This is a genomic window from Photobacterium sp. MCCC 1A19761 (assembly GCF_037389125.1).
Lineage (GTDB): Bacteria > Pseudomonadota > Gammaproteobacteria > Enterobacterales > Vibrionaceae > Photobacterium.
The window spans coordinates 52,383-76,755 of the sequence record NZ_JAZGTF010000003.1 but is presented as its reverse complement, the minus strand read 5'-3'; the positions used below and the strand labels follow the sequence as shown (position 1 = coordinate 76,755).

Here is a 24,373-nt window from a genome sequence, read left to right as displayed (position 1 = left end):
CTTTTATTCAAAGGATGAATTATGGGCCCCTCTAAATTTGCGTATCAAAAGCTTGCGCTGGCCGTCATGTTGGCGAGTGGCGTTCTGGCTGGATGTTCGGACTCTGATGGCATCACGAAGACGACGCCGGCAGCTCCGCCAGAAGCGAAAACGATTGTGAACCCGGTTGCATTAATCTTTCAAAGTATTGACACCGGGGTGCTATCGGATAAGAAGATTACGTTTACTCTGAGAAGTGACCAAGTGCCTTATCTGTTTATTCAAGGTGCCGAAGAAGTTCAAGAAAAAGCGAAAGCGGGCAGTAAAACCTATATCGCAAATTCAGGGACAGTTTTGGTTAGCAGGGCAGACGGTGCCTCTGTTAACGAAATTGTGCTAGAGCTACACGCAACCTCTCCTGGATTCTTTGCGACCGGGAAAAACATTCATATGCCGGCACAGAGCGCAGGTGTCGCAGGTCAAGAAGGGGCGAGTTACGATGTGTTCTTTACGCCGCTGGTACCGACAAACAGTGAAGCGCCTATTGCTGCTGCGCAAAAAACAATTAGCTCTGACGCTGGGGGCGCAGTTAATCACGAAGTTATAATTACCACGCCACCGCCTGCTGATCCTAACTCTGATCAAGCCAAAGCAATGGCAAACACCAAGGTTGAGATGAAGATCCCGTTGGGGACTCAGCTACTGGATGCAAGTGGTGATCCTGTAACCGGGACCGTAACCGCAAATATTGTTCATTTTTCAAACGAGCCAAATGGAAATGCAAGTAACGAATCTGTCTTAGATGCTTTCCCTGGCGGTTTGGAGCCGGATGTTATTCTGGGGGCTGACGGGAGAGAAGATCCTGCGCTGGCTGGTGGTGGCTTCATTTCTGCAGGCTTTACAGCAATTCAGTTGCAGAATGAAAACGGTGATACGGTTGCTAAGTTTGACCAGGACATTACCCTGACATTTGATGTGCCGGCAGATACGATTAACCCTGGTACAAACGAGAAGATTAAAACCGGGGAAACCATCCCTGTTTGGTCCTATGATGAGACAACTGGGCGTTGGAAAACTGAAGGGGATGGCACTGTTGGTGCGCCTAACGCGGCAACAAATACCTTCACCCTGGCCAAAGACATTACCCACTTGTCCTATTACAACCTGGATTATTTCTGGGGCAAACGCTGTAAGGCGAATATTACATTTGAAGAAGTGAACGGGAATACGTATAACCCCCGAGTGATCTTCACTCGCGCAGGAGGGGGCTGGAGCAAGAGCAAATATATCTCAGGTATGACGACTCACACATTCAATAATATGCCGGAAAATGGGGCGGGTAAGCTACAAGTCGTTTCCCGTAGTAATTACCGTCAAGGGCTGATTAAATCCGTGTCTCATCGAGATGGCTCAGAGATTTCTGTTGCAAATGATGGTAGTCTTGTCCATAACTTTTGTGACTTGAATGGTGCGACCATTCGCATTGAGTCACCTGAAACCAAAACACTGAATGTTTCGCTTGAAAGTAAATGTTTGGATACTGGTGAAACCAAGATTCAGCCGGGTGTTGTCGAAGTATATTCTCAGAATATGCGCCGCTATTTTGGTTCGGTAACCCCGACAGTTGATAGTCCGGCCTCTATTCGTCTGGTTCGAGGGACTTATAACCTGAAGGGATCTGTTTATACCGAGAAATTTGGTAACCAACAGGTTGAGCAAAATGTTGTCGTGAGTAACGACACCAATGCGACTCTTACGTTCCCAATCGATAAATGTGGCACCACGACGACGGGGACGACCGGGACAACCGGTGCCAGTGGCGGGAGTGGTGCTTAATCACAGTCCATCCTCGAAAGGCAGGCGAAAGCCTGCTTTTTTTCGGGTGAGTATAGATAAAATTACGTTGTAGTGAGCAGTTTAATGAAAGAACAAAATGCGAAGCAAAGGATGTTTCGTTGGTTAGGTGCGGGTGTGTTAACGCTCCTTCCGTTGAGCGGGCAAGCTAATTCGACAATTGTCCCACACTTTTCTCAGACCGGGTTTACTGGTGCCCTGCGTACCCCGAATGCGCAAACCCTGGCCTTTGGTGACATCTCTCTGGGGTGGAACTTTGAGGACAATATTGATACCAGTCGTGGTTATTCGCAAGGTGCTCATAATACGGTGATGCTGGGATTGGGGATTTTCCCCGGGTTTGAGTTTGTTTCGCAAGATACCTACAAGCGATTTCATGGTGATGTTGGTTGGAATACTGCAGGGAGTGATCTTTCGTTTTCAGCCAAACTCTCCAGTGCGGCATGGTTTCCGGATTCACCCTTTTCGATCGCGATTGGTGCCCAGGATTTAGGAGGCATCGCCAGCCACCATGATAACCAGTATCTGGTGGCCGGCTATGACTGGAAGAGCCTGCGGATCAGCGTTGGTTATGGCCGCGGCAGCAAGACGAACCAAATGGGGGCCGCTTACCTGGATGGTGGCTTCGGCAGCCTGGAGTGGCAGACGTTTGACTGGATGCAATTAGTCACCGATTATGACGGCACCGGGATCAATGCCGGGGTTCGGTTATCAACGCTGGATGGCTGGCTGCCGTGGCGCTCGCGTGTGAGTGCAATCTGGCAGTTTTACTCGGATAGCGAAACTGACAATCGTGATAACGCGTATGCGGGTGTTCAGCTGTTAGTGCCTTTGTCGCTGTCGCCTTCGCAAAAAAACATTGTCCCGCGGACCAAATCCTTCTGGCAGGAGCATGAAGATGCCGGCTTAGCGGCAGAAACAGAATCTGTGGCCTCGTCACAGTCGCCGAAAGAGTTGCCGCAGGCACCGGAGCTTGTTGCCCCGCAAGTCAGTGCGGAAGCATTGGCTGATTCTGCAGATGTGGTCATGTCGCGATTGGCCAGGCATGGCTTCCAGCACCTGAAAGTGGCCACTCAGGGCGAACACTTGAGCGTTGCGCTGGAAAATAATCGCTATCGACGCAATGAAGTGGATGGGATTGGTGTCGCGATGGGGATGATCAGTGAAGCCTGGTCAGGCAGTTTCGATTTATACCTGCTGAACAACGGCATTCCGGTGACCAAGATCAGAGCACAGTCTCAGCGGGTACGTGACTATTTTCAGGGCGATGCGCCGAGTGTCAGTGGGATGAATATCTCGACGGTATCCACCTATGATTACTACGCCGTTCCGTGGAAGAAACCGGCACAAGCCAATTCAGCCTGGATCCCGAATATCAATTTCTCTCCGAACCTGCGTTCGACCCTGGGAACGGAATTCGGCGTGTTTGATTATTCGCTGGCCTTGGGGACCAACCTGGTTTGGGATTTATGGCCGGGCGCGAGCCTGGATGTACGCCATTTGTTGCCATTAGCGGTGAGTGATGATGTCGAGCAGGTGTCCTGGCATCCGATCAGCGAACATGAAAATGAAGTCGACCGGGTTCTGGTTCATCAGGCGTTCGGATTGCCGCTGGGCTTGTTTACCCAGTTTAGTTATGGTCGGATGTACGGCGACTATATTGGTGGGATGAACGAGTCACGCTGGCAGTCAGCCAGTGGCCGACACAAACTTTCTTTCAAAATGGGCTATTACGAACAGGAAGATACCGAGGTCGAAGCGGAGCCACGTCTGTTGTCTTACCGGTACTATTTACCGGAATGGGACTGGGCGCTTGAAGTACAAAATGGCGAGTACTGGCGCGGTGATACCGGCACGGCGGTGAAATCGAACCATTGGTTTGGGGATGTTCAGGTGATCATTGAAGCCCATACCGCAGGTGAAGACTATGCGGGCATGTACTTCAAAATCCCGATCACACCACGCCAGGAGATGAAGCCGAAGTATGTTCAGGTGACCGGGATCGACGAATGGCGCTGGGGTTACTACACCAAGATTTCCGGGAATGATAACCGGATCACCCCGGGAGCGATTTGGGAGCCGGAGTTGCAACATAGTGTCGAGCGACGTTATTTCAACCGGGATCGCCTCTCGCCTGTCTATATCCGCTCGCAACAGCAGCGGATGAAGCAAGCGTATACGCTGTACGCGCTCGGCAAAGCCGATTAATGCGGCATCACAGAGCGGGGCTTCGGCCCCGCTTTTTGTTGTGTGCGAGGTGTCAAAAGCGATAGCGATAGCCCAGGGTAAAGGCGATATCGGTACTGTTGTCCATGTTAAACATGTTCTCAACTACCGAGAGCTCGATTGCGCTGTGCTGGAAGTGGTAGCGGTAACCCAGCAAGATTTCATTGGACGGTTGTGACAAATCCGAAGCCGCATCGGTAGTTCCTTCATAGATGTGGTATTCCACCAATAAGCGATGCTTGGGTGTCAGTTGATACTGATATCCTGCCCCTGCCGCCAAAGCGATGGTGTTGTAGGGAATATCAACCAACACGTTGTCGTTGTTGCGGTAAGAGAGGCCAAGCATGGCGTAGAAAGCATGTTTGTCTCGACGATAGCCGTAATTCAGCTGGACAGCCTGTTCAAAATTGCTGGTCTCAAAGGGCCCGCTGGGAACGTAGTTATAGTAGATGGAGCCCCCTATCGATAGGCCGTGTCGCTCCGTTTCCAGAAGCTGGTAGCTGGTATACAGGGTGAAGGCATTACCTAGTGTTTCACGGTTAAAGTCATGGATTTCAATCCCATACTCCGGCACGGACAAATCAAAGGAGTGATCTTCAACCTCGTCCCGGCCGTTCTGTCCCAGCCCGAAAAAATCATGAAACGAAGTGGTGACGTTATCCAGGTGGTTGTTGGCCGTAAAGCGCCAGGTGTAATCCAGCGCCACGAGCCATTTCTCATTGATTTGCCACTGACCGCCGATAGACAACGCATTTTGATAGTAATCCGCATTGTACTCTTCAGTATGTGCCCACACGCTGGCCATGGTGGCTGTTGTATACAGCTCGACCGTACCGGGGGTATCGCTAAAACCATTGCGCATGAGTGGAGTCAGGCTGTTGAACTGAATGGGGGACTGGGCGTAGGTTTTCAGGGGACCATAGTCAGCGTAGGATGACACGGGTGCCGCCAGTGTTGTTGCCGGGAAGCCAACCGCAGCCAGTCCGGAGAGCGAATAGAGTGTGATACTGCTTTTTTTCATCACTTTGCCGTTTGCGTTATTTACTTGGGTCAGTCATCAAGCGTTCTGTGAGGGGCCCTTTATAATGGATGCTGCCTGACCGCTGTCTGAATCAAACGATAAGTCACTCAAAATAAGTGCCTGATTCGGATGGCCTGCCGCAGGTCTTGTTCTCAGTGTAGTGAAGGAGGTGCAGGTCCGGTTGCTTGGTATTGCGACCCGAGCTTAGTTCTGAGAATGCTGCCGCACCGAGGTGGGGCCTAAAGCAGGAGTTTGGGCTCCCGCTTTAGGCCCGAGAGTAAATCGCTCAAGGAATGAGCAGGGTCGGCTTAGCCTGGTAAGAGAGCGCAAAGTCGATCTCCCAGCTCATCCCGTTCATGTTCAAACGCCCGTCAGGCACGCCAGCCATGCCGGGTTGGCCGGTATCTGCCACTTCCCATTGCAAGGTTTGCGGTGAAGTGAGGTTACTGAAGTTATCCCCCTGTACCGCATCATCCAAGGTCAGAATGTAATGTTTGTTATTCCACTTGGCAGCACCATAAACCCGGACGCTATGGCCGCCTTTCCATTCGCCGTCGATGTCATACCAACTGAACAGAATCGTGACAGCACGACCTTGAGCCAGTTCATCAAATATCCATTCCCAGGTGGGGAATTGCCCTTCCTGTTGCGATGTGATCCCATCCATGATTACCGTGCCGTTGTCACAGCCGGCATTATCCCCCAGGACCAAGGCGCTGCTGCCCTGGTGGCGAAATGCAGCGGCGTCCAGGGATCCGGATACGGGGTCGGCGAGGTAACCGAATAAACCGCGGATTGACCCACAGAAGCTGGTATAGCCACCAGTGTCGAGATCCTGGACATTGTCCCGGCGACCATAGCTGTCGATGTTCGCGACCAGGCTGTTGGCAGGTTCAGGCTCCCAGAACAGCACATCTCCGGCGGAATTAATTTTGCCGATGCCGCGGATATGTAACTGAGGTACGCGCCAGGCCAGTAGCAGGCTGTCATATCGGTCTTCCAGATATTGCAGGGCATTGGCGTGAGCGATCGGAATACATTGGTTCCGGCCTGCATCCAGGTTGGGTTGATCAGCCTGGATGACCTGAATCGGAAAGTCGAGATCATCGGGCAGGGAGGGTGTTGGCGTAACAGGTTGTGGCGGCCTGCCGAGCGACAGGGTGTTGGGAATAGTGGATGAAACCGGGCTGACCCGGCCGTCGACATGCCCGGCACCTTCCGCATTGATCCTGGTTGTGCGGACGGGATAAACCTGGGCAGGAAACTGGGCGGCGAATTGCGCGATATCCGTGATCGTCGGTAAAGGTTGCGGTGAAAAGAGAATCGCTGCCCGTATTTGCCGGATACTTCCTTCACCATCTTCACCGGGACGTAAATCGAAATAGATGCTGGCATCGGCTGGGCTATTCGCTGGCATTGGGCGTGGCATGAAAGGGTACCGGTCCTGGTACTTGTTCAAAGACTTTCGGTGTGCCGCGTTGATGTGATGAGCCTGGATATTTTTGGTCTCAGCAGGGGCTGCAACAAAGAGATTATCTACTGACCATGACGGCAGCTGTGCACCCGAGCCGGAATCAGGGTAGAGGAAGACGTTGATATACCCGGAGCCCAGATGCTTTCCTCGTCGGTCCAGCAGGCGAGCAGGCTTAACACGGAATCTTCCCCAATCACTGTCGGCGATAAGGCCTATTTCAAGATCAAATGACACCTGTTCAAAGACGACTGCCCCCTTTTCCGGAGTGATCGGCATCATTATTGAGTGATGCTGGGGCTGGGTGGAGGGATAGCGATGTGCGCTGGTGATGGCACTAAAGCCAAGCCCCAGTGCGAGCGTAAACAAGAGTATCGGGAACTGTTTCATCGTAAGCACTCAATATGACGGATTGAATGTCGGTACCGTGCGGGCCGTTCAGGCGTAGTGGAACATCGGCGAATGAAACCCGCCCCTAATACCAAGTGGGTAGTTATTACGGCCTTAATTTCCTACTTGGCCGATAGATTATTCTGAGTATAGAGATTCGATCCAAAGGGGAGATTCCAGTTTTCGAGACAATCACCGGTCTCTGTTGTGTCATGCCATGGACAAAGGCATCAGGGCTTTTCGAACAGTGTCTCAAAAAGGAAAGGCTCGTCGAAGTGGCGCTGGCCGATGAATGCCGTGGCATGATGGCCGAGCTGACGCTGTGTTCCGGGGGATTTCACACCCAGTGGCCAGAGATAGAAGCGCTCGGTTCGAACACTGGCCGGCAGCATGCCTTGTGGATTAAACAAACTTTGCCGGGCGTTCTCTGTTGTCGGCAGGCTGCGCAGTCGGTGGTAGGGCAGCATTGTCAGCGGACGGACGTGGGGCATGGTTTGGAGCCACCGGACATCTTTGAGCATGTGCTCGCCATGAGAAAAAGTGATCCCAAGCGTATCGATGTGTTGCCCGGCATAAACAGACATGGTGATGGGCCACTCATTCTGATGATCCGGCGGGGCAAACCGGAGCTCCGGCGAAAGGGAAAACACCATGTGGTAGCACCCGCAATGATGAATGCTGTCGAGGATATAAGGATTTCCGTCCGGGTCTAATGTCAGCCGGATCAGGACGCCATCAAACGGGCCCGCGTAAGGATCAAACGATGACCGTGCGGTGCGGTTGGCAAACCACAGGCTGTAGTTGAGTTGCATCAGAGTTGGACCGTAGAAACGAGTAAAGCTGATGTGGGTATAAACGGTTGGCTTGGTCGGGTTGATGGTTGGCCGATCCGGCACGAGGTATTCGGCCTGGCCGGGAATATCATCCCGAGAGCGGGGCGCCACCTGAAAAACGGGCATATAGTAGGCCAGCAGTTGTTGCTGCTGTGCCTGGGTGAGTTGTGGCCAGGCAAGGGGGGACTGTTGCCTGGCTTGTTGAAACCATGCGTGGATGGCTGGTTGGGTCAGGGCCGGTTTATCCGTGGTTGTATAACGAATCGAATCGCCCTCGTCGGGCTGGATAAACTGGCTGATGAGTCGCCGCTTTTCTTTGTTCATCGATGGCAGGGCAAGATGTTTGCTAAGCGGATAGATACCCCAGAATCGCTGCCAGTCCGAGTAACCGGAAGGAAACTTGGGCGGGTTCGTTGTCAGGGCGGACCAGAAGGCCGGATTATAGAGATTTCGACTCGCGAGTTGTGTGGCACACCGCCCCAGTTGTTCCGCCTCATATCCGCGTTTATTCGGCAGGTTTTGATATTCGGCCTGTCGCTGCAGGGCTGCCTGGTGCACGACATAGCCAAGCCATTGTTGCTTTTGCGCACGGGTGGTTAAATCGGACAACCAAGATAAGCTGAAGCGGTTGAAGGTTAAATGGGGAAACCTCGGGTCCCAGACCAGTTGCGCATCCTGCACGCCTTGTTGCTGCACGGTGCGTTTAAAGTCGCTCAGCAGCGTAAGGCATCCCGTTTGGGATTGGGTGTAGATCTGCTGTTGCGCCGGAATAGTCTCCGGGATCGGTTCCGGTAATACGGTACAGGCTGTGAGTAAAGCCAGAAAGAACAGGGCCGACAGGCGCATAATCATCCCTTTTGGTAAAGCGCTAAGATAAGTTAAGCAGATGACAGCGAGTTTAGTGAAAGGGAAAGTGGCCGTGGGGATTGTCGCTGTGAGGCCGTTTTGTGGTGAAGCCCTAAGGGGCGTGGAATTAAAAACAGTGGCCATTGCGGCCACTGTGATTTTGACAGCAGATTATACCCGGTTGATATCTGTTTCCGGGAAGAAGTTTGCCCAAATGATCCAGTAGGCACCGGCTTTTACGGTTTCGACCCGAGGCAGTTTGCCGTATTGGGTCTGACCATAAAAGTCGATCTCAGTAATTTTCTGACCTGTGGGGTTGTAGAAAATGCCCAGGCTTTCAAAATCATGATCATAGCTGATAACGACATTCTGTCCGCCGATGGTGGTGTTCATCGGTTGTGTCTGCTTTTTGACAAACTTCTCGGTATAAGCCACATAGTCATCACCGACGTTCAGGCCGTAGATGATTTCTTTATTTGGTAAGCGAGGATCGATATGTTTGATCGTCGGGAAAGTTGGATCGACGTTGGTTGCTTGGTCCACAATGGCGTGGTCGAAAATCAGCTCCATGATTGGGTCGTAAATCGCCAGGAATGGGTTTTCCCAGAAGCTGGCTTTCATATCACTCACCAGATAGTCATTCACGAAGACTTCACCATCCGGGTAAGCCTTAGCAAATTTTTCGAAAGGCATGCGGAAGGTCGGCCATTCACGCATTTTGGCATCCGAGCCGGAATTACGATCGGCTTCTTTCTGACCCCACAGCTGTTGGATGGGCTCACCGCTGTTTTTATCATACATCACCAGGTTGTTTTCTAACTGGTTCATCGGTGCCAAATCAAGTGCTTGCCCGTTGATTTCCGGTGTGTACGCCATGCCGAGGTTGGTCAGGCCGCAGTATGTCATGACGACATTTTCACCCCCCAGCTCTCCATTCCCGGCAACGTGGGGACGCAGCAGTTGCTTGTCCGAGTGCGCCCGCGCTTGTCCATTGATCTCCAGCACAATCACACTTTCGTCAGGCTCGTAATATTTAGCAGCCTGCTCAATGGTTAAGAAGACGCCATTATCCATTCGCGCGCGCATCATGATATGCGGGTTGATCATGCCGCTATAAAAGTGGAAACAAAACAATAAGCTAAGGAAAATGAAAGGCTTGTTGCCGATGATATCACGCTGGCGGTATTTCAGGACGAACACGATAACCACGGCAGCCAAGCCTACAGTTGCCAAGAGGTAGCGGTTATACCAGACCCACATGGTGCTTTCTCGGGGGGACTGGATGATCCACTGGCTGATATCAGCCAAATCTTTAAACAGGAAACCAGCACTGATCTGGGCGATCAGCATCGATATCCAGAAAACCTTCTTTTTGGTATGGGGCGATAACATATCTTTCATGGGAGATTCTCTTCGTGACCAAAGGGGATGACGAAGAGTTTAATCACCCGATGAAAGCGGATAAATGTCTCTGGCTGAGAAGGGTTGTGCCACTAAATGGAACAATATAGAGCTCCGTGATTACGTTGGTAACTGGGCTTCTATCGTACTGAGTTTTTCTTGCAGAAATTGCTGGATATCTTTGATCAGTACCCGAACTTTGCTGGGGACAAAGCGACGAGAATGGTAAATCCCGTAGATACTGAGCGGAAAGCAATACTGGCCGTCGAATAAGCGGACCAGCTGTTGTTTGTTGACCGGGTCGACTGCCATGAACAGTGGCAGGCAGCCCACGCCTTGCCCTGCGGCTGTGAGTGCCCGCAAGACATAAGGAGAATCCGCGGTACATTTCGGCATCGCAGGGAGTTCGATGTTGTGGTGATCCCAGGAAAGTTGCTGGGATGAGAACTGGTGCATGATCAGGGTGTGATGCTGCGCCAGCTCTGCCGGTGTTTGCGGGATCCTATGGGTATCCAGGTAGCCCGGACTGGCAAAATAGTCATAGTGAACGGTGGCTAACGGGATCGCAATGAAGGAAGAGTCCGGCTGGCTACCGAAGTCGATCCGAAGGTCAAAACGCCGGTCGGCCATGGCTGATAATGGCTGGCTGTTGGAATGAATCACCAGGGAAATGTCGGGATACTGCTGACAAAATTCGGCGATATGGTCAGTACAAAGCTCAAGAATACAGTCCGGCGCGTACAGGGTGAGCTTCCCGGTATAATCGCCCTGGCGATGTGCAATATCCTTTTCCGTGGCCGCCACATCATCCAGGATCTGTGTTGCTTTATGATAAAACGCTTCCCCGACTTCAGTCAGGATCAGACTGCGGGTGGTCCGCTCCAGCAACCGGGTCTTGAGGCTTTCTTCCAGATTTCGGATCCGGCGGCTGACGGTTGATTTGGGCAGTTCGCAGAACTCAGCGGCTTTGGTAAAGCTGCCTTGTTGTACCACCTGTACGAACAGCGCCATATCATCCAGATTCATTGTCATTATCCTAAGGGCTGAAAGCGGTAGTCTACCATTCGCGCTTCCGGCGGTGAATGGGGTGCTGCCCGCATCCAGATCTGCATTTGGGTGTGGCTCTCCTGCGATTAAGGCATAAATAGGCGCTATAGAATAATATGCGGCAGATACCGGGATAAATCCTGAGTCACGCGAGAGCTGTCTTCCCGGATGGAGATCCCACCGGCCTGATCATTGATCAGCCAACTGCCAATCAGGGTGTAGCTGCCGTTAAATTTCGGCAGCGGGTGGTACGCCTGATAGATCATGCCTTCATCCCCATACGGGCCTTCGACCCGCAGGGTTTGTCGTCCTCGCTCAACAATGCTGATATTGGCACCTTCCCGGGAGAAAATAGGTTTGATCACATAATCTTTCAGTTCACTTAAGCCGCGATCATCGGGGAAGTACGCCGGGAGCAGATTCGGGTGGCCTTTGAATTGTTGCCAGAGCAATGGGAGCAGCGCCTTGTTGCTGAGGATTGATTTCCACATCGGCTCCAGCCAGTTGACTTTGGCCCGGGTCAGAGAATCGGCGTACTCTTCCCGGAACATGAATTCCCACGGATAAAGCTTGAACATCCAGCGAATGGGACGATCACGCAGATCGGTAAATTCATGTTTGCCGTTCAGACCGATATCTTCCATATAGACAAAAGCGGTGGAGAGCCCGGCTTCTCGGGCGCAATCTTCCATGTATTGCACGGTACCGCGATCTTCCTCGGTGTCTTTGCAGCAGGCAAAGTGCAGCGTCTGCCCGGGTTGTTGGCGGGCGAGCGCCTGGAAGCGGGCCATCATCAGTTCCTGTAACAGGTTGAACTGGTCGGCATCCCGGCGAATAGCGCCGCTGTTGACCATATCTTCCAGCCACAGCCACTGCCAGAATCCGGTCTCATAGAGACTGGTCGGGGTATCGGCATTGTTTTCATAGAGTTTGGCCGGGCCGTTCCCGTCATAGGCAAAATCCAGTCGGGAATAGAGGGAAGGTTCGCGGCTTTTCCAGGAATCGAGCACCGGCTGCCACATAGCTTCCGGGATCTGGAATTTGCGCAGCCAGTAGTCATCTGCCACCACGGTCTCGACAACCGCCAGACACATCTGGTGCAACTCTTCGGTCGGATCTTCCAAATCGCGTTCGATCTGCGCCAGGGTGAACTGGTAATAGGCGGTTTCGTCCCAGTACGGTTCGCCGTACATGGTATGAAACCCGAAACCAAACTCTTTGGCTTGCTCTCGCCAGTGCGGACGCTCGCGGCTCTCGATTCGAAGCATGGGGGATCCTGATGTGCTCTGAAAACTGTTTGATGACAAGCAGTTAGTGTACCTGCAAGTCATATCCGGGACGAAGCATCATATGCCAGAAGTGGGAGGGATCACAAGAAGCGGGTCTCGGAGCAAAATTGTGAGGGAAGGCGGTGAGAAAAAGGCCCCTTCAATGCCTGGCTACTGAGTGATGGAGGAAGGGGCCAGCTGTACCAATGAGTTGCGGACGCTAGCAATGTGAAACACACGGTACGAACATCCCGAAGGAATGCCGTGCCAGTATAGGGTGCTGAGTTAGAGTAAAGAATCTAATTTATGCACTGACGATGTATACGAGGTAATGAAGGTGCGGCAAGAAAGGCGATGGTCATGATCGTTGTGGCAAAACAACATGACATTACCCCAGTAACTACGTCGTGAATGGACACCACCCAACCCGCATGATAACGCTGAAGGGCTGGGTGGTGTTGTTTCGCGGGCGCGTATGGAGCCTATTCAGCGGAAAAAGAGCTGACTGAACGGATTCAGCAGTGTCGCCAGACCGGAAGTAAAGTGCAGTGGCGCATCCAGCAAGGTCAGGCACAGGCAATCCATTCCCGGCCGGGTTTTGGGCGTATGGGTATGTGCCGGCGTTCTGACAATAAAATCACCCGGCAGATAGGTGTTGTTCTCATCGACAAACTCACCGGCCAAGACCAGGGTGATTTCCTGCCCCTGGTGGGTGTGTTGCGGCAGAGCACTGTCACAGTCCATGTAGATAAAATTCATCTGACTCTCACCGCCCGTGGCTACATGCGCCCGTTTCAGATGGCCCGGCAGCCGGGTCCAGGGACCGATTTGATCGGCATGCGCTTTGAATGCCCGGGGCAGCGGAAACACCTTGCCGTTTACGGTCAGTGTTGGGTTCGACGCCGAGACCGGCTCGCGGTGAGCGGCGAACGGTGTGGTGTCGCGGTCTGTTTGAGTCAGGATGTGCTGCATCATGGCCGATAGCACGTCAGTCATGGGTTCGCCAGGCATCCGGGCCAGCGATTGCGCTTCGTGATCTTCCAACTGAGCCACGTGTTGCCGACAATGCGGACACAGCTCCAGATGCGCATTGATCAGAATACTGGCTGCCGGGTCCAGCGTTCCGTTCGCGTAACAGGCCAGGATGTCGGTATTTGGGTGGAAACGAATGTCAGTCATCCAGAGCCTCCTTCATTTTTTGCAGCGCCAGTCGCAGCCGGCTTTTGATGGTTCCCAGAGGCACGCCCAGCGCATCGGCCACCTCCTGGTGTGATGTGCCTTGCAGGCAAACCAGCCGGACCACTTCGGCCTGGGCCGGCGGGAGTGTGTTCACCAAGTCTTCTAATTCCTGGCTGACAATGGCATGAAATTCGTGAGGTAAGCGGGTTGCGTCTTGTTCTTGGGCAAGGACTGGCCAGAGGTCATCCCCTTGCACCCAGTCATTTTGGTGTTTCATTTTTCGCAGCAGGTCAAACTTTACATTCCGGGCGACAGAGTAGATCCAGGTTATTGCCGCACCTTTGGACTCATCATACAGATGGGCTTTGAGCCAGAGTTTCAGCATGGTTTCCTGGACGACCTCCATCGCCAGGCTCTCATCCCTAAGTTGCTTGCGGGAAAAATTCAGCAGTTTGGGGGCCATCAACTTAAAGAGAGTTTCATAGCTCTGCTTACACCGGAAATGCGCGATCTGGAACAACAGATCAGCAACCTCTGTGGCTGGTACTGCTTCGTCTTGCATGGGCTCCTTGGCCTTATTTGCTGACGTGGTTTGATAGAATCTAATCATTATTCTACTGCAAGCTTGGGATCCATACCCAGTTAACGCAACAGGTTGCTGCAAAGATCACCCTGACGCATGATTTTCTCCAAATAACGCAGGCAGACCGCTGGAGAGGGATGGCGCAGCAAGCGTTGCTTGGTTGCCACCGATAACGGCAGTAGCTCCAGCCAGCGCCAGCACAACCAGGCAGCACTGGCGAGATGGGCTGTGGCCGACAGTTCAGGCGAGGCGTACTCCTGTTGCCATTGGGAGAATCGTTGCCGCAGCAGGTGGTTGTCCGGCAAAGATAAATGAGCGGCCCAGAGCGGCCGAACGGTGGCGGACAAGTACAGGCTGCCCGCACGTCGGGAAGATGGGTGGATCACGCCCCATTGCGTCAGCCGGAGCTGAACCCGGATCTGCGGGCCGCTCAGCCAGTCAATCTGGCGGATCGCCGCATGGGTGGCAAGCTGGCCCGGTTGATCGGCAACCTTACCATCGCTCTCTTGCATGACCAGCCACAATCCGCCGGCCCGGGTTGCAGCCCGCAGACGTTCGGTAAACATAATGCCGTTGCCGGACAAGTACCATTCTCGACCGGGCAGCAAATGCTCTGTGGTCACCAGATAAGGCAAGGTGTATTGGGGGGAATAGACAGGCAACACAATGTTCTCCTCAATGCGGTCTTATTCTCTATACGCAGCGCAAGGGCCGTTCGATGACTACAAGAGAAAACTTCTCGGACATGAATCGATTAAGGCGATTTGGTGGCATTTACCGCTTGCGCTGAGATCGAATTCTGCGTCTGTACCGTATTTACCCCCGAACAACACTCAGATAGAGGATATTGATATGAAGTTCAATTCATTTGCAGTCCTGATCGGTTGTACATCCTTGTTGTCGGGCTGTCTGCTCGAGGAAGATGAGTCACAGATCCGGGTGACACATGCCAGCGCCGATGCGCCGCAAGTCGCAGTGGCGCTCAATGACGCCGTGGTCGACGGGCTGGTCTCAGTTGACTATCGAGTCGGCAGTCCGTTGATCAAACTGGAGTCCGGCACCTACAGCGTGGCCGTCGATGCGTTGCTCCCTGGTGATGAACAAAGTCGGGTGATCGAAGCCAACTTAGATTTTGCACCGGAGATGCAATATGACATTGTCGCCCTGAACAATGCCGATAGTATTGAAGCCGTGGTGCTGAGCCGGGAAGCGATTGCGCCTGGCAGTGAAGAGATCCGCCTGGATGTGCTTCATGGCCATCCTGATGTCGGTGCGGTTGATATTTACTTGACCACCGCTGACAGCCTGGAGGGGGACGCTCCGGCGATCCGTGGGTTGAACTTTAAGCAAGACAGCGATGCCTTGCCGGTCACTTTGCCTGCAGATACCTACCGGATCCGGGTCACGTTGAGTGGCGATCCGAATGTTGTGTTTGACAGTGGAGAACTGACGCTGAGCGGCGGCAGCGATCTGATGATCACCGCCGTGCCGAATGTCGATGCCGGCGCGGTTTCACCGGTGAATTTACTGGTTGCAGATGGGGAAGCCAGTCAGGTGTTACGCCATGTCGACGAGCTGGCAGTTGTCAGAGTGGTCCACGCCGTTGCTGACGCGGCGGATACCCCTGTGGATGTGCTGGCTTCCGGTGCCGCCGTTGAGGGGCTGACCAACATTGGGTTTGGTGAGTTCCGCAGTCAGGCGCTGACGCCGAATCGCTATGATTTGAACGTCGTGGATACTGCAACCCAGTCTGTCGACCTGTTTGCTGCGCCCGATATATCGTTTGATGCCGGAACGGCAACCAGTATTTATGCGGTCGGTAAGCTGGCGGATCTGTCGATCGAGCCGTTGGTGATCGATGAAGATCTGCGCCCTGTTGCTTTGTATGGCAAGGTACGCGTGATCCATGCCAGCCCAACAGCGGGCGATTTGGGGCTGGTGGACATTCATGCAACTGTCGACGGGATGTTCAGTGAGGCTACCGTGGTTCTGGATAATGTCGATTTCAAGGATACGGCCACATTGAATGTGCCTGCCGGAACCTACTCGCTGGCGGTAATTTTAGAGGGCGACGCGACGTTTAGTCCGGCTGTAGAAGCCATGGTAACGATTGAAGCCGGAAGCGTGTATTCCGTGGTTGCAACGGATGATTTCACGGGCTTGTTACTTCATGTCGATAACATGTTGCCTTGAGTTCATGCTGCGACACTGAAGCAATTTTTTTCAATCTAAACCTGTGCCGGCAGAGTTTGCCGGCACAGGTTTTTTAGATTGGGATGTCGTCGCCGCTGCTGGCCCAGGCGACAACTCTGTTTGAAAAAGCAGACTTTAAAAGACAAAAAAAGGGAGTGTTGGCTGGTACTCCCTAACCTCCAACTTTGGAGGGGCCATAAATAATGAACCGTCGGCAAAGCGGATGGCCTTGCCGGGCAGGCTTTCAGATGTAAACAAGTGCAAGGTGACTCAACTTCAGGTGCATGATTGGATACGGTGCGGCGTTGTTTTCGGATCACGCGCGGCGGCAAAAAGATCTTGCGATGAAGAGCTGTGCTTCGATGTCGCCGGACCGTGCAGCGCTTCCTGCCGTCAATCTAGCGCCTGACTTAGTCTGTTTTCTCGTAAGTATTCACAAACAGTTTCACGGCCATCGTGATCGCGATTTCTCTTTCGGCCTCACTGGCAGGCGGCTGGTGGGCAAAGAGTTGCGGGTAGAAGGTTATGCACTTGAGTGAAGATAGGAACTGCTCCGAAGCAATGTGCGGGCAATCGACATTGAGCTTTCCGGCTTCAATCCCGCCCCGGATCCATTTCTCCAGCCCCTTACAGTTTTCCAGTTGCTGAACATCCTGCAGGATGAGCGAGGCGTACTTTTGTGAGCGGATGGATTCAGAACACACCACGCGGGCCAGCGAGATAAAACACTCACTGGAAACCAGGGCCACTTCCTGCCGGGCAAAGTCGGTCAGTTGGTCTGCCACCGATTGCGTCGGGTCAAAGGCGATCTGGTGAATACTGATGACATTGGCAAACAGACGCTCGACGATCGCACTGAACAGGTCTTCCTTGGTGGGATAGTACTTGTACAGCGTTCGCTTGGAGACCTCGGCTTGTTTCGAAATGGCTTCCATACTGGCTTGTTCCAGTCCTTTGGCTTGGAAGATTTCAACGGCTGCACGAAGAATATTTTCTTGTTTAATTTCAGCTAATTTAACCATTTCAATACCAATGATGAATAAAAAGGTAAACGACCGTGTTTACTTTGATCGGATTATCGATATGATTATAAGTATACACCACCGTTTACTTTTGGGGCTAGCCGAAAAATGAAGACATCACTCAAGGCATCTGTAACAGCAGCAATTGTTGCGCTGGGTTTAGGCGCGGGTTGCAGTGATCAAGCCAATGGCGACTATGTGCAGAGTGAAGATGTTCGACAGGCGCGGATTGCCAGCTCTCCCCAGTTTGTGGACGGTAAGGTGATCTCCCGACTGCCGCAGGTTGAAGCCAAAGAAGGGATGCTGAAAACCATGTGGCGTTTTTTCACCCAGCGCGCTCAGTTCAAGCCGGATGCTCCCCTGGAGTTTGAGCCGGTCGATACCGAGCTGCTGACGCAGCGGAGCCGCTCACTGCGGGTGACCTGGTTGGGCCATTCCTCCTTGTTTGTCGAGTTGGATCAGTCCCGGATCCTGATCGATCCGGTGTTTAAATATGCCTCGCCCAGCCTGTTCTCGTCCTGGTTTGAACGAAATGTTCCGGCGCCGGTCAGCCGGGAAGATCTGCCGCGGCCGGATGTGATCCTGATTTCCCATGATCATTATGATCACCTGGAAGAGAGTACGGTCCGTTACTATGCCACGCAAAATGTAGCGTTTTATGTGCCGCTGGGCGTTGGCCGCCACCTGGAAAAGTGGGGAGTGAAGCCCGGCAATATTCATGAATTTGACTGGTGGGAAAGCGAACAACTGAACGGGGTGACGTTTACTGCCGCGCCGGCCAATCATCACTCCGGCCGTGGTCTGTTTGACCGTAACACCACGCTGTGGTCGTCCTGGGCGATCCAGGGTAATGCCGGGAGCGTGTTCTACAGTGGCGATTCCGCCTATGGCGAGCATTTTAAGGAAATCGGTGAGCGGTTAGGGCCGTTTGATTTGTCCTTTATCGAAGTGGCCGCCAATGTCAAAAATGGTAAAGGCTATCCGGTGGAAGGCTGGGGTCATATGCAGGCGAACCATACCCTGCTGGCTCACCGGGATGTCCGGGCTGAAAAGCTGATGCCGGTCCACTGGTCGACTTACGAATTGTTTCTGCATCGTTGGGATGAGCCCGTCACGGACTTAATCGCCGAGGTGGAAACGTCCGGTGAGGTCCTGGTTACGCCGATGGTGGGGCAGTCACTGAATCTCGGTCAACCGGTGCAGACCTCGTACTGGTGGCAGGATGACAACGAATGGCTGGATTTTTCACAATTGGCGCAAGTGGAATATTAAAACGCTCAGCCTCCTCTCACTGGATTCGGGCCGGCTTTGATCTGGCCCCTTCCACCGTTTCCCTCCCTGGCACAACCACGACCGGAGTGAATGTCGCTTCTGTCCGGCAGATCCCACGAACCCCTTGTCATTATTGATGAAAAAAACATCAGTCTGAATCGGGGCGCTGTGTGGGCTCCGCTAACCTCTCAGTGCAATGAACCGGAAAAATATTTTTTGAAAAGACAGTCGCTTAGGAATATTTCTGAATGACAGTGAGTGTCCAGGTATCAAGTATTCACTCAAAATATAGTTGGCGCTTACTGATTCACCCTGTATCTTGATTAATTCATCACGGGGATGTTGCTTTTCCAAAGTTGCCTGGCCTAAGACCTAAGACCTAAGACCTAAGACCTAAGACCTAAGACCTATGACCTAAGAGCTTTGGGCCAGACATGAACTTATAATAACAAGTCGATGAGTAAACCGATGGAAGATGTATTGCATATGCTGCTGCCGCTGCTTGAGGTAGAACAAGGGATTGTGACGGCGTGTAATAGCGTCTTTACGGAGCAAATCGGGTATCAATCGCAAGCCATTATCGGGAAGCCAGTGGCCTCTATCTTGTCTCATCTGTCGAGTGAACAGCATCAGCCCCTGACCCTGAAACAGTTCCTGGTTCAGACCGAGCGCGCCCCGCACGGGATGCTGGCCTGTGCGCAGCTGACCGACAACTTCCACTATCCGCTGCCGGTTAGAATACATTGCTCCGGGACCTGCGATGAAGGCCGATTCCGGCTTTGTTTTCAAATTCTGGAAAATAAATCGCTCGACCCGATCACGGGGTTACGTAACGGCTGGGCGATTCGCTGCCGCGCCAATCATGTGCTGGAAATGGCCAACCGCCGGCCGATCAACCTGGCATTGATCGTACTGTGCGTCGATAACTTTTCGACGATCAACTTTCGCTACGACTTTGATATCGGCGATCTGTTCCTGACGGTGGTCGGCCAGAAACTCCAGGCCCTTATTGGCGAAAAAGGCTTAGTGGTGCGTTATTCCAATGCCAAGTTCGGTCTCTTGATTGAAGAGCATGACGGCGTCTCGTCATCGGTATTCAGCGAACGGGTGCTCCGGCTGTGCAAAAAACTGTGCCAGATGGGAGATGCGCCCATCCAGCTGAGCGCTGATCTGGCCATCCATCGTTCATTCAGTCTGGGCGTCAGTGGCGAGGGGATCTGTTACCCGGATTATCATGCGATGGAAGTTGCTGCGGAAGATGCGCTGCAAGAGGCCAAGAAAGTCAGCCAGTCGAATTTCGTCTTTGCGGAGAAACGGATCAGCAGCGGGATTGTGTATCACAAACTGATCATTGATGCTTTTCCGCAGGCGATTGAACAGCGTCAGATCCAAATCCACTACCAGCCTCAATATTCACTAAGCAGTGGCCGCTTAATCGGACTGGAAGCCCTGTCCCGCTGGCATCATGCCGAACTGGGTCATATTGCGCCGGATGTGTTTGTCGGCATTGCGGAAGAAATTGGTCTGCATTTTGAGTTCGACCTCTGGGTGGTGCAACAAGTGTGTCGGCAGATTGTCGCGTGGCAGGAAGCCCGGGTGCCGGTGCCTAAAGTGGCTATCAATATCTCCTTTAAGACCCTGGAGATGTCGACCTTTATTGCGCGGCTCGAGCACATCCTGCAACAGACGCAGTGCCCGACGACTCAGGTTGAACTGGAAATTACCGAAACCGCCAATGCGCATAATGTGTCTCAGCTCAGGGAGAATATCGTACAGGCGCGCCGGCTGGGGCTGAGTATTGCCGTGGATGACTTCGGCACTGGATATTCGTCACTGAAGCTGATCCGCACGTTCTGCCGTTCGCTGGATGTGGTGAAACTTGATCGATCCCTGATTGAGAATATCTGCAAGACCGAGCTGGACCGGGAATTTGTGCATCAGATCATTGCGCTCAGCAAGGTCCTGAATGTCAGAGTTCTGGCTGAAGGTGTCGAGACGGCGGCGCAGGCGGCGTTGCTGCATGAGCTGGGCTGTGATTATGCCCAGGGTTATTATTACCACAAGGCCATGCCGACAGAAGAGATTGCACATCTGATGCGGGCGATGCAGGACTCGGGCCCGCAAGCCGAACGATTGCGTTAAGCTCCGCCATCAAGCCGGTCGGGTCAACTGCGTTCCTTTCATACGCTTGTCCGGGCACCTTCTATACTTATTCTCAGTCCTTCCACGAGGGTACTGACGATGACCTTTCTCGTAACCTGGCAGCTGCATCAGGGCAAGCTGCATCCCATTCTCGCCCATTTTTCCCAACTGACTGAAGCACAGGATCAGGAGATGATGGGGGAGCACGTCAAGATGATTGGTCGCTGGCATGATCTGGTCAGTGGCACCGGGGTTGCCGTATGTGAATCCGATAATATTGAGGAAATCATGGCTTACGCACTGCGCTGGAATAATGATATGGATATCTCGGTTCAGGTCGTGGTGGATGATGCCCAGGCGAAAGCGCTGGGAAGCCAACTGCTGACTTAACGGGTTTCCCCGTCGGTTAAATGCCAGACGATTGATTGAATCCGATGAGGATTACATCATACTGTCATCTTGGATTGCTAAATGTGTTCATCATCAGCAGGTTTGCTGGGGGTGGGCACATTTTTTATTCTGGCGGGTATCGCAGAAAGTCAAAGCGGGTCACGGTAATTTACCGGTCACTTGAGTAGAAATGGAAGTTGTCCCGACGTCTGAACAAGGAGGAAATGATGGAACAACACCAAGCGGTGTCAGGCAGTTGCCTGTGCGGAAAAGTGACCCTGAAAGCTGAACAGGCGGATTTACATGTTGGCGCCTGCCATTGCAGGATGTGCCGCAAGTGGGGCGGCGGTCCTTATTTGGCGGTGGAAGCCGGTGATCAGATGACCATTGACGGTGAAGCCTTTGTGAGCCGTTTTGCTTCATCTGAGTGGGCGGAGCGTGGCTTTTGCAGTGCGTGCGGTACCCATTTGTTTTACCGGTTGAAAGACAATAACCAGTATATTGTGTCGGCGGGTTTGCTGGATCAGCAGGATCAGCTGGTGATGACGCATCAGATTTTCATCGATAAAAAACCCGACTATTACGCTTTCAGTCAGCCGACGGAAGACATGACCGAGGCCGAGGTTTTCGCCAAGTTCGTCCCTTAAGTCTTGGTAATTTGTCTACACTTGAGGTATCTGCCTGTGCTTGTGATGAGGTCGGATACTTCAGGTTTTTCAACGGTACAACTCGAACAACGATCTTATTTCATCCCACCCCTGGGTCTCTGTTTTCTTTTCCATTGTTGGCATTCACCGATTGATACAAAAGGAATGAAATCATGCTCAATTTTGCGAATAGCCAGGCCCTGACAACAAAACAAGCAAAAGTGACCACGGCTGCCAATATCATTAAAGATGTGATTTTGCCGGATTTGAACGAGCTTTATTCTCCGGCCGAGATTGAGATCCTGCAACAAGCCCAGCAGTTGATGGATGACGGGAAACACCGGATCCAGCAGCTGAAAGATAAGCGGCGCCGGGAGGAAAAATTGCGGGAAGATGTGGAATCTGAACTTCATCAGCGGGCCTACCAACAAGCGCTGAAGGCGTTGAACAGGATGTCGTTGTCGGAGCTGTACCGGCTTAACGTCAGCCTGGGTGGCCAATGTTCGTCCATTGAGGGATTAATTGAAGAGTATGATCATCGCCACCATCTGGCGACCGTGCAGAGCTGGCTTGATACCGAAGTAGATGCCGAGCGTTACCTGGCGCTGACCCCGGAAGAGGCCCAGGAAACCTGGCGGGGCGGGATTGCCAGGGCAGCGGTGGAGATCATTAGCTGGCCGTCTCTGAAATATCACCGTGACTACCAGACGCCGGGTGGGGGCTTTATTGAACCGCTCGGGATCCCGGAGGACTTTCCTCAGGCGATTTATGCCGACAGTCGCAAGGCCAGTCGCTTCAAGCTGTCTTTGGCCTGCTGCCAGGTGCTCCGGGCAATCAAGCGTTATGAAGCCAATGTGGAGCAGGTCCGGTTGATCCTGGCCGGGCTTGGTGCCTGAACCGATTGAGCCCCTTTGATAATTAAAAGCCCTGCGAACGCAGGGCTTTGTCGTTGTGGCCGGGGCTGGCGATGTACTCAGAGCACAATCCCGGCAAACAGGAAGCCGAACAGGATACTGAACACCATACTCAGCAGGCCGGGGATCATAAAGCTGTGGTTGAAGATGTACTTACCGATCCGGGTGGTGCCGGTGCGGTCAAAGTCAATCGAGGCAATGATCGGGCCGTAGTTCGGAATAAAGAAGTAGCCGTTCACCGCCACGAAGGTGGCGATAATTACTGCCGGTGGCAGGCCGAGGGTGATGGCAACCGGCACCAGTACGGCGGTGGTCGCTCCCTGGCTGTTGACCATGACTGACAGCGCGAACAGGGCAAAGGCGAAGGTCCACGGGGCAACTTCGACCAGACCGGCAACGGCTTCTTTCACCATTTCGTCATGGCCGCCGATGAAGGTATCCCCCAGCCAGGCGATCCCGAAGATAGCAACGATAGCCCGCATCCCGGCATGGAATACTGAGCCCTGGGTAATGGCATAGCCGTCCGGCTTGCATAGCAAAATGATCAGGGCAGCAACGGAGAGCATGACGATCTCGATGGTATGCGCCATCCCCATGGCATGGCCGTCAAACTGCGGCCGCAGCGACGGAAACGCCCCCATGATCACAACAGTTACTGCGCCGAGCAAGAACAGAGACACGGCTTTTTTTGCTTCTGGTTTGACTTCAAGCTCCGCAACTTCCTGCTCCTGCTCCATTTCGGCGCGGAAAGCCGGATCGGCCATGCGGCGCTGGAATTCCGGATCATCATTGAGCTCTTTGCCCAGTTTGTTGACAATCACGCACGCGGCGGTCAAGCCCAGGCTGGTACCGGGAATGGTCACCATCAGCACATCAGCCAGCGTGATGCCCTGTGGCTCCAGGAAAGCCACCAGTGCCACCACGGCGGCGGCAATCGGGCTGGCAACAATCGCGAACTGAGAGGCGATCACGGCCATCCCCATCGGACGTTCCGGACGGATCCCGCTGCGGCGGCTGACTTCGGCAATCACTGGTAGCACGGAGTAAGCCACGTGACCGGTCCCGGCCATCATGGTGAAGATATAGGTAACCAGCGGGGCAATAAAGGTGATGTACTTCGGATTACGGCGCAGAATACTGGTTGCAATTTTGATTAATAAATCGAGGCCCCCGGCAGCCTGCATGGATGCGGCAGCCGCGACCACGGCCATGATCATCAGCATGACATTGATCGGCGGGCTGGTGGGCTCGATCCCAAAAATAAAGCTGAGAACGGCCAGGCCGATCCCCCCCATGACGCCGAGGCCAATCCCGCCGATGCGGGCCCCGATCAAGATACACAGCAGAACAATGGACAATTCAACAATAAACACACCAATCTCCTTGATGACAACGTTTAATACTGGGGATCATGATATCGGTTTGTCGGGCCACACAACCGAACCTCAATCACACTCCTACGACATAACCTTATAAATTTAAAGGATATTTGTTATCAAATGGGGCGCCTTGTAACACGTCGGTTGTGTATTGTGTTGCGCCTGTTAACCCCCGGAATTGCCGGGGTTACAAAACCAGATTTGTGTATTAAATGAGCGATTGTCTCTGTGGCGGATGATTTTGCCTGCTAAACGTAAGGTAAGTCACTAAAATATAATCAATTGCTGTCTACACTGAGGGTATCTGAGGTCATAA

At 53.0% G+C, this 24,373-nt stretch carries 19 protein-coding genes; 8 read left to right on the top strand and 11 right to left on the bottom strand.

The genetic code is table 11. The annotated features are described in order from the left end of the window. Positions 1-21 precede the first annotated feature (21 nt). Together VV869_RS05405 and VV869_RS05400 are read left to right on the top strand one after the other, a co-directional pair. Positions 22-1,815, top strand: coding sequence for a hypothetical protein (locus VV869_RS05405; RefSeq protein WP_337733956.1), 1,794 nt, complete (start codon positions 22-24; stop codon positions 1,813-1,815). A 111-nt stretch (positions 1,816-1,926) separates the two neighbouring features. Beyond that, positions 1,927-4,041 carry a YjbH domain-containing protein gene (locus VV869_RS05400; protein WP_337733955.1) on the top strand — a complete coding sequence of 705 codons (2,115 nt, stop codon included), beginning with the start codon at positions 1,927-1,929 and terminating at the stop codon, positions 4,039-4,041. 52 nt (positions 4,042-4,093) lie between these two features. Here the strand turns inward: VV869_RS05400 and VV869_RS05395 are convergent, their stop codons facing one another. The 9 genes from VV869_RS05395 to VV869_RS05355 form a co-directional block, all read right to left on the bottom strand. Then, entirely contained in the window at positions 4,094-5,080 is a 987-nt protein-coding gene (locus tag VV869_RS05395; RefSeq protein WP_337733954.1) for a DUF3187 family protein, read from the bottom strand. A 286-nt stretch (positions 5,081-5,366) separates the two neighbouring features. Then, positions 5,367-6,941 carry a hypothetical protein gene (locus VV869_RS05390; protein ID WP_337733953.1) on the bottom strand — a complete coding sequence of 525 codons (1,575 nt, stop codon included), beginning with the start codon at positions 6,939-6,941 and terminating at the stop codon, positions 5,367-5,369. Between the two features lie 230 nt (positions 6,942-7,171). Further along, positions 7,172-8,620, bottom strand: coding sequence for a hypothetical protein (locus tag VV869_RS05385; protein WP_337733952.1), 1,449 nt, complete (start codon positions 8,618-8,620; stop codon positions 7,172-7,174). 171 nt (positions 8,621-8,791) lie between these two features. Then, a complete protein-coding gene (locus tag VV869_RS05380; protein ID WP_337733951.1) occupies positions 8,792-10,021 on the bottom strand; it encodes a DUF3179 domain-containing protein in 1,230 nt (409 codons plus the stop codon). Positions 10,022-10,141: 120 nt separating this feature from the next. Further along, positions 10,142-11,047: a LysR family transcriptional regulator gene (locus VV869_RS05375; RefSeq protein WP_337733950.1), complete on the bottom strand. Its 906-nt coding sequence runs from the start codon at positions 11,045-11,047 to the stop codon at positions 10,142-10,144. A 125-nt stretch (positions 11,048-11,172) separates the two neighbouring features. Then, a complete protein-coding gene (locus VV869_RS05370; RefSeq protein WP_337733949.1) occupies positions 11,173-12,336 on the bottom strand; it encodes a glutathionylspermidine synthase family protein in 1,164 nt (387 codons plus the stop codon). Positions 12,337-12,822: 486 nt separating this feature from the next. Further along, complete coding sequence (locus tag VV869_RS05365) at positions 12,823-13,515, bottom strand: ChrR family anti-sigma-E factor (protein ID WP_337733948.1); 693 nt, start codon at positions 13,513-13,515, stop codon at positions 12,823-12,825. Then, a complete protein-coding gene (locus VV869_RS05360) occupies positions 13,508-14,077 on the bottom strand; it encodes a sigma-70 family RNA polymerase sigma factor (protein WP_337733947.1) in 570 nt (189 codons plus the stop codon). Before VV869_RS05360 ends, VV869_RS05365 begins: the two co-directional genes overlap by 8 nt. Positions 14,078-14,157: 80 nt before the next feature. Next, entirely contained in the window at positions 14,158-14,763 is a 606-nt protein-coding gene (locus VV869_RS05355) for a hypothetical protein (protein WP_337733946.1), read from the bottom strand. 187 nt (positions 14,764-14,950) lie between these two features. On the opposite strand from VV869_RS05355, the gene VV869_RS05350 reads away from it, so the two are divergent. After that, on the top strand, positions 14,951-16,291 hold the full coding sequence (locus tag VV869_RS05350; RefSeq protein ID WP_337733945.1) for a DUF4397 domain-containing protein: 1,341 nt from the start codon (positions 14,951-14,953) through the stop codon (positions 16,289-16,291). A 410-nt stretch (positions 16,292-16,701) separates the two neighbouring features. Here the strand turns inward: VV869_RS05350 and VV869_RS05345 are convergent, their stop codons facing one another. Next, positions 16,702-17,313, bottom strand: coding sequence for a TetR/AcrR family transcriptional regulator (locus VV869_RS05345; protein ID WP_337733944.1), 612 nt, complete (start codon positions 17,311-17,313; stop codon positions 16,702-16,704). Between the two features lie 108 nt (positions 17,314-17,421). On the opposite strand from VV869_RS05345, the gene VV869_RS05340 reads away from it, so the two are divergent. The 5 genes from VV869_RS05340 (at position 17,422) to VV869_RS05320 (ending at position 22,660) form a co-directional block, all read left to right on the top strand. After that, complete coding sequence (locus VV869_RS05340; protein ID WP_337733943.1) at positions 17,422-18,585, top strand: MBL fold metallo-hydrolase; 1,164 nt, start codon at positions 17,422-17,424, stop codon at positions 18,583-18,585. A gap of 468 nt (positions 18,586-19,053) precedes the next feature. Further along, the gene (locus VV869_RS05335) at positions 19,054-20,727 is read left to right on the top strand and encodes a putative bifunctional diguanylate cyclase/phosphodiesterase (protein WP_337733942.1); all 1,674 of its coding nucleotides are present in this window, start codon (positions 19,054-19,056) and stop codon (positions 20,725-20,727) included. Between the two features lie 99 nt (positions 20,728-20,826). Further along, positions 20,827-21,117 carry a DUF3303 domain-containing protein gene (locus tag VV869_RS05330; RefSeq protein WP_337733941.1) on the top strand — a complete coding sequence of 97 codons (291 nt, stop codon included), beginning with the start codon at positions 20,827-20,829 and terminating at the stop codon, positions 21,115-21,117. 224 nt (positions 21,118-21,341) lie between these two features. Further along, a complete protein-coding gene (locus tag VV869_RS05325) occupies positions 21,342-21,764 on the top strand; it encodes a GFA family protein (RefSeq protein ID WP_337733940.1) in 423 nt (140 codons plus the stop codon). A 173-nt stretch (positions 21,765-21,937) separates the two neighbouring features. Then, positions 21,938-22,660 (top strand): hypothetical protein, encoded by a 723-nt coding sequence (locus VV869_RS05320; RefSeq protein WP_337733939.1) that lies wholly within the window; start codon positions 21,938-21,940, stop codon positions 22,658-22,660. Between the two features lie 77 nt (positions 22,661-22,737). Here VV869_RS05320 and VV869_RS05315 read toward each other — a convergent pair whose 3' ends face one another. Beyond that, a complete protein-coding gene (locus tag VV869_RS05315; RefSeq protein ID WP_261603537.1) occupies positions 22,738-24,051 on the bottom strand; it encodes an anaerobic C4-dicarboxylate transporter family protein in 1,314 nt (437 codons plus the stop codon). Positions 24,052-24,373 lie beyond the last annotated feature (322 nt).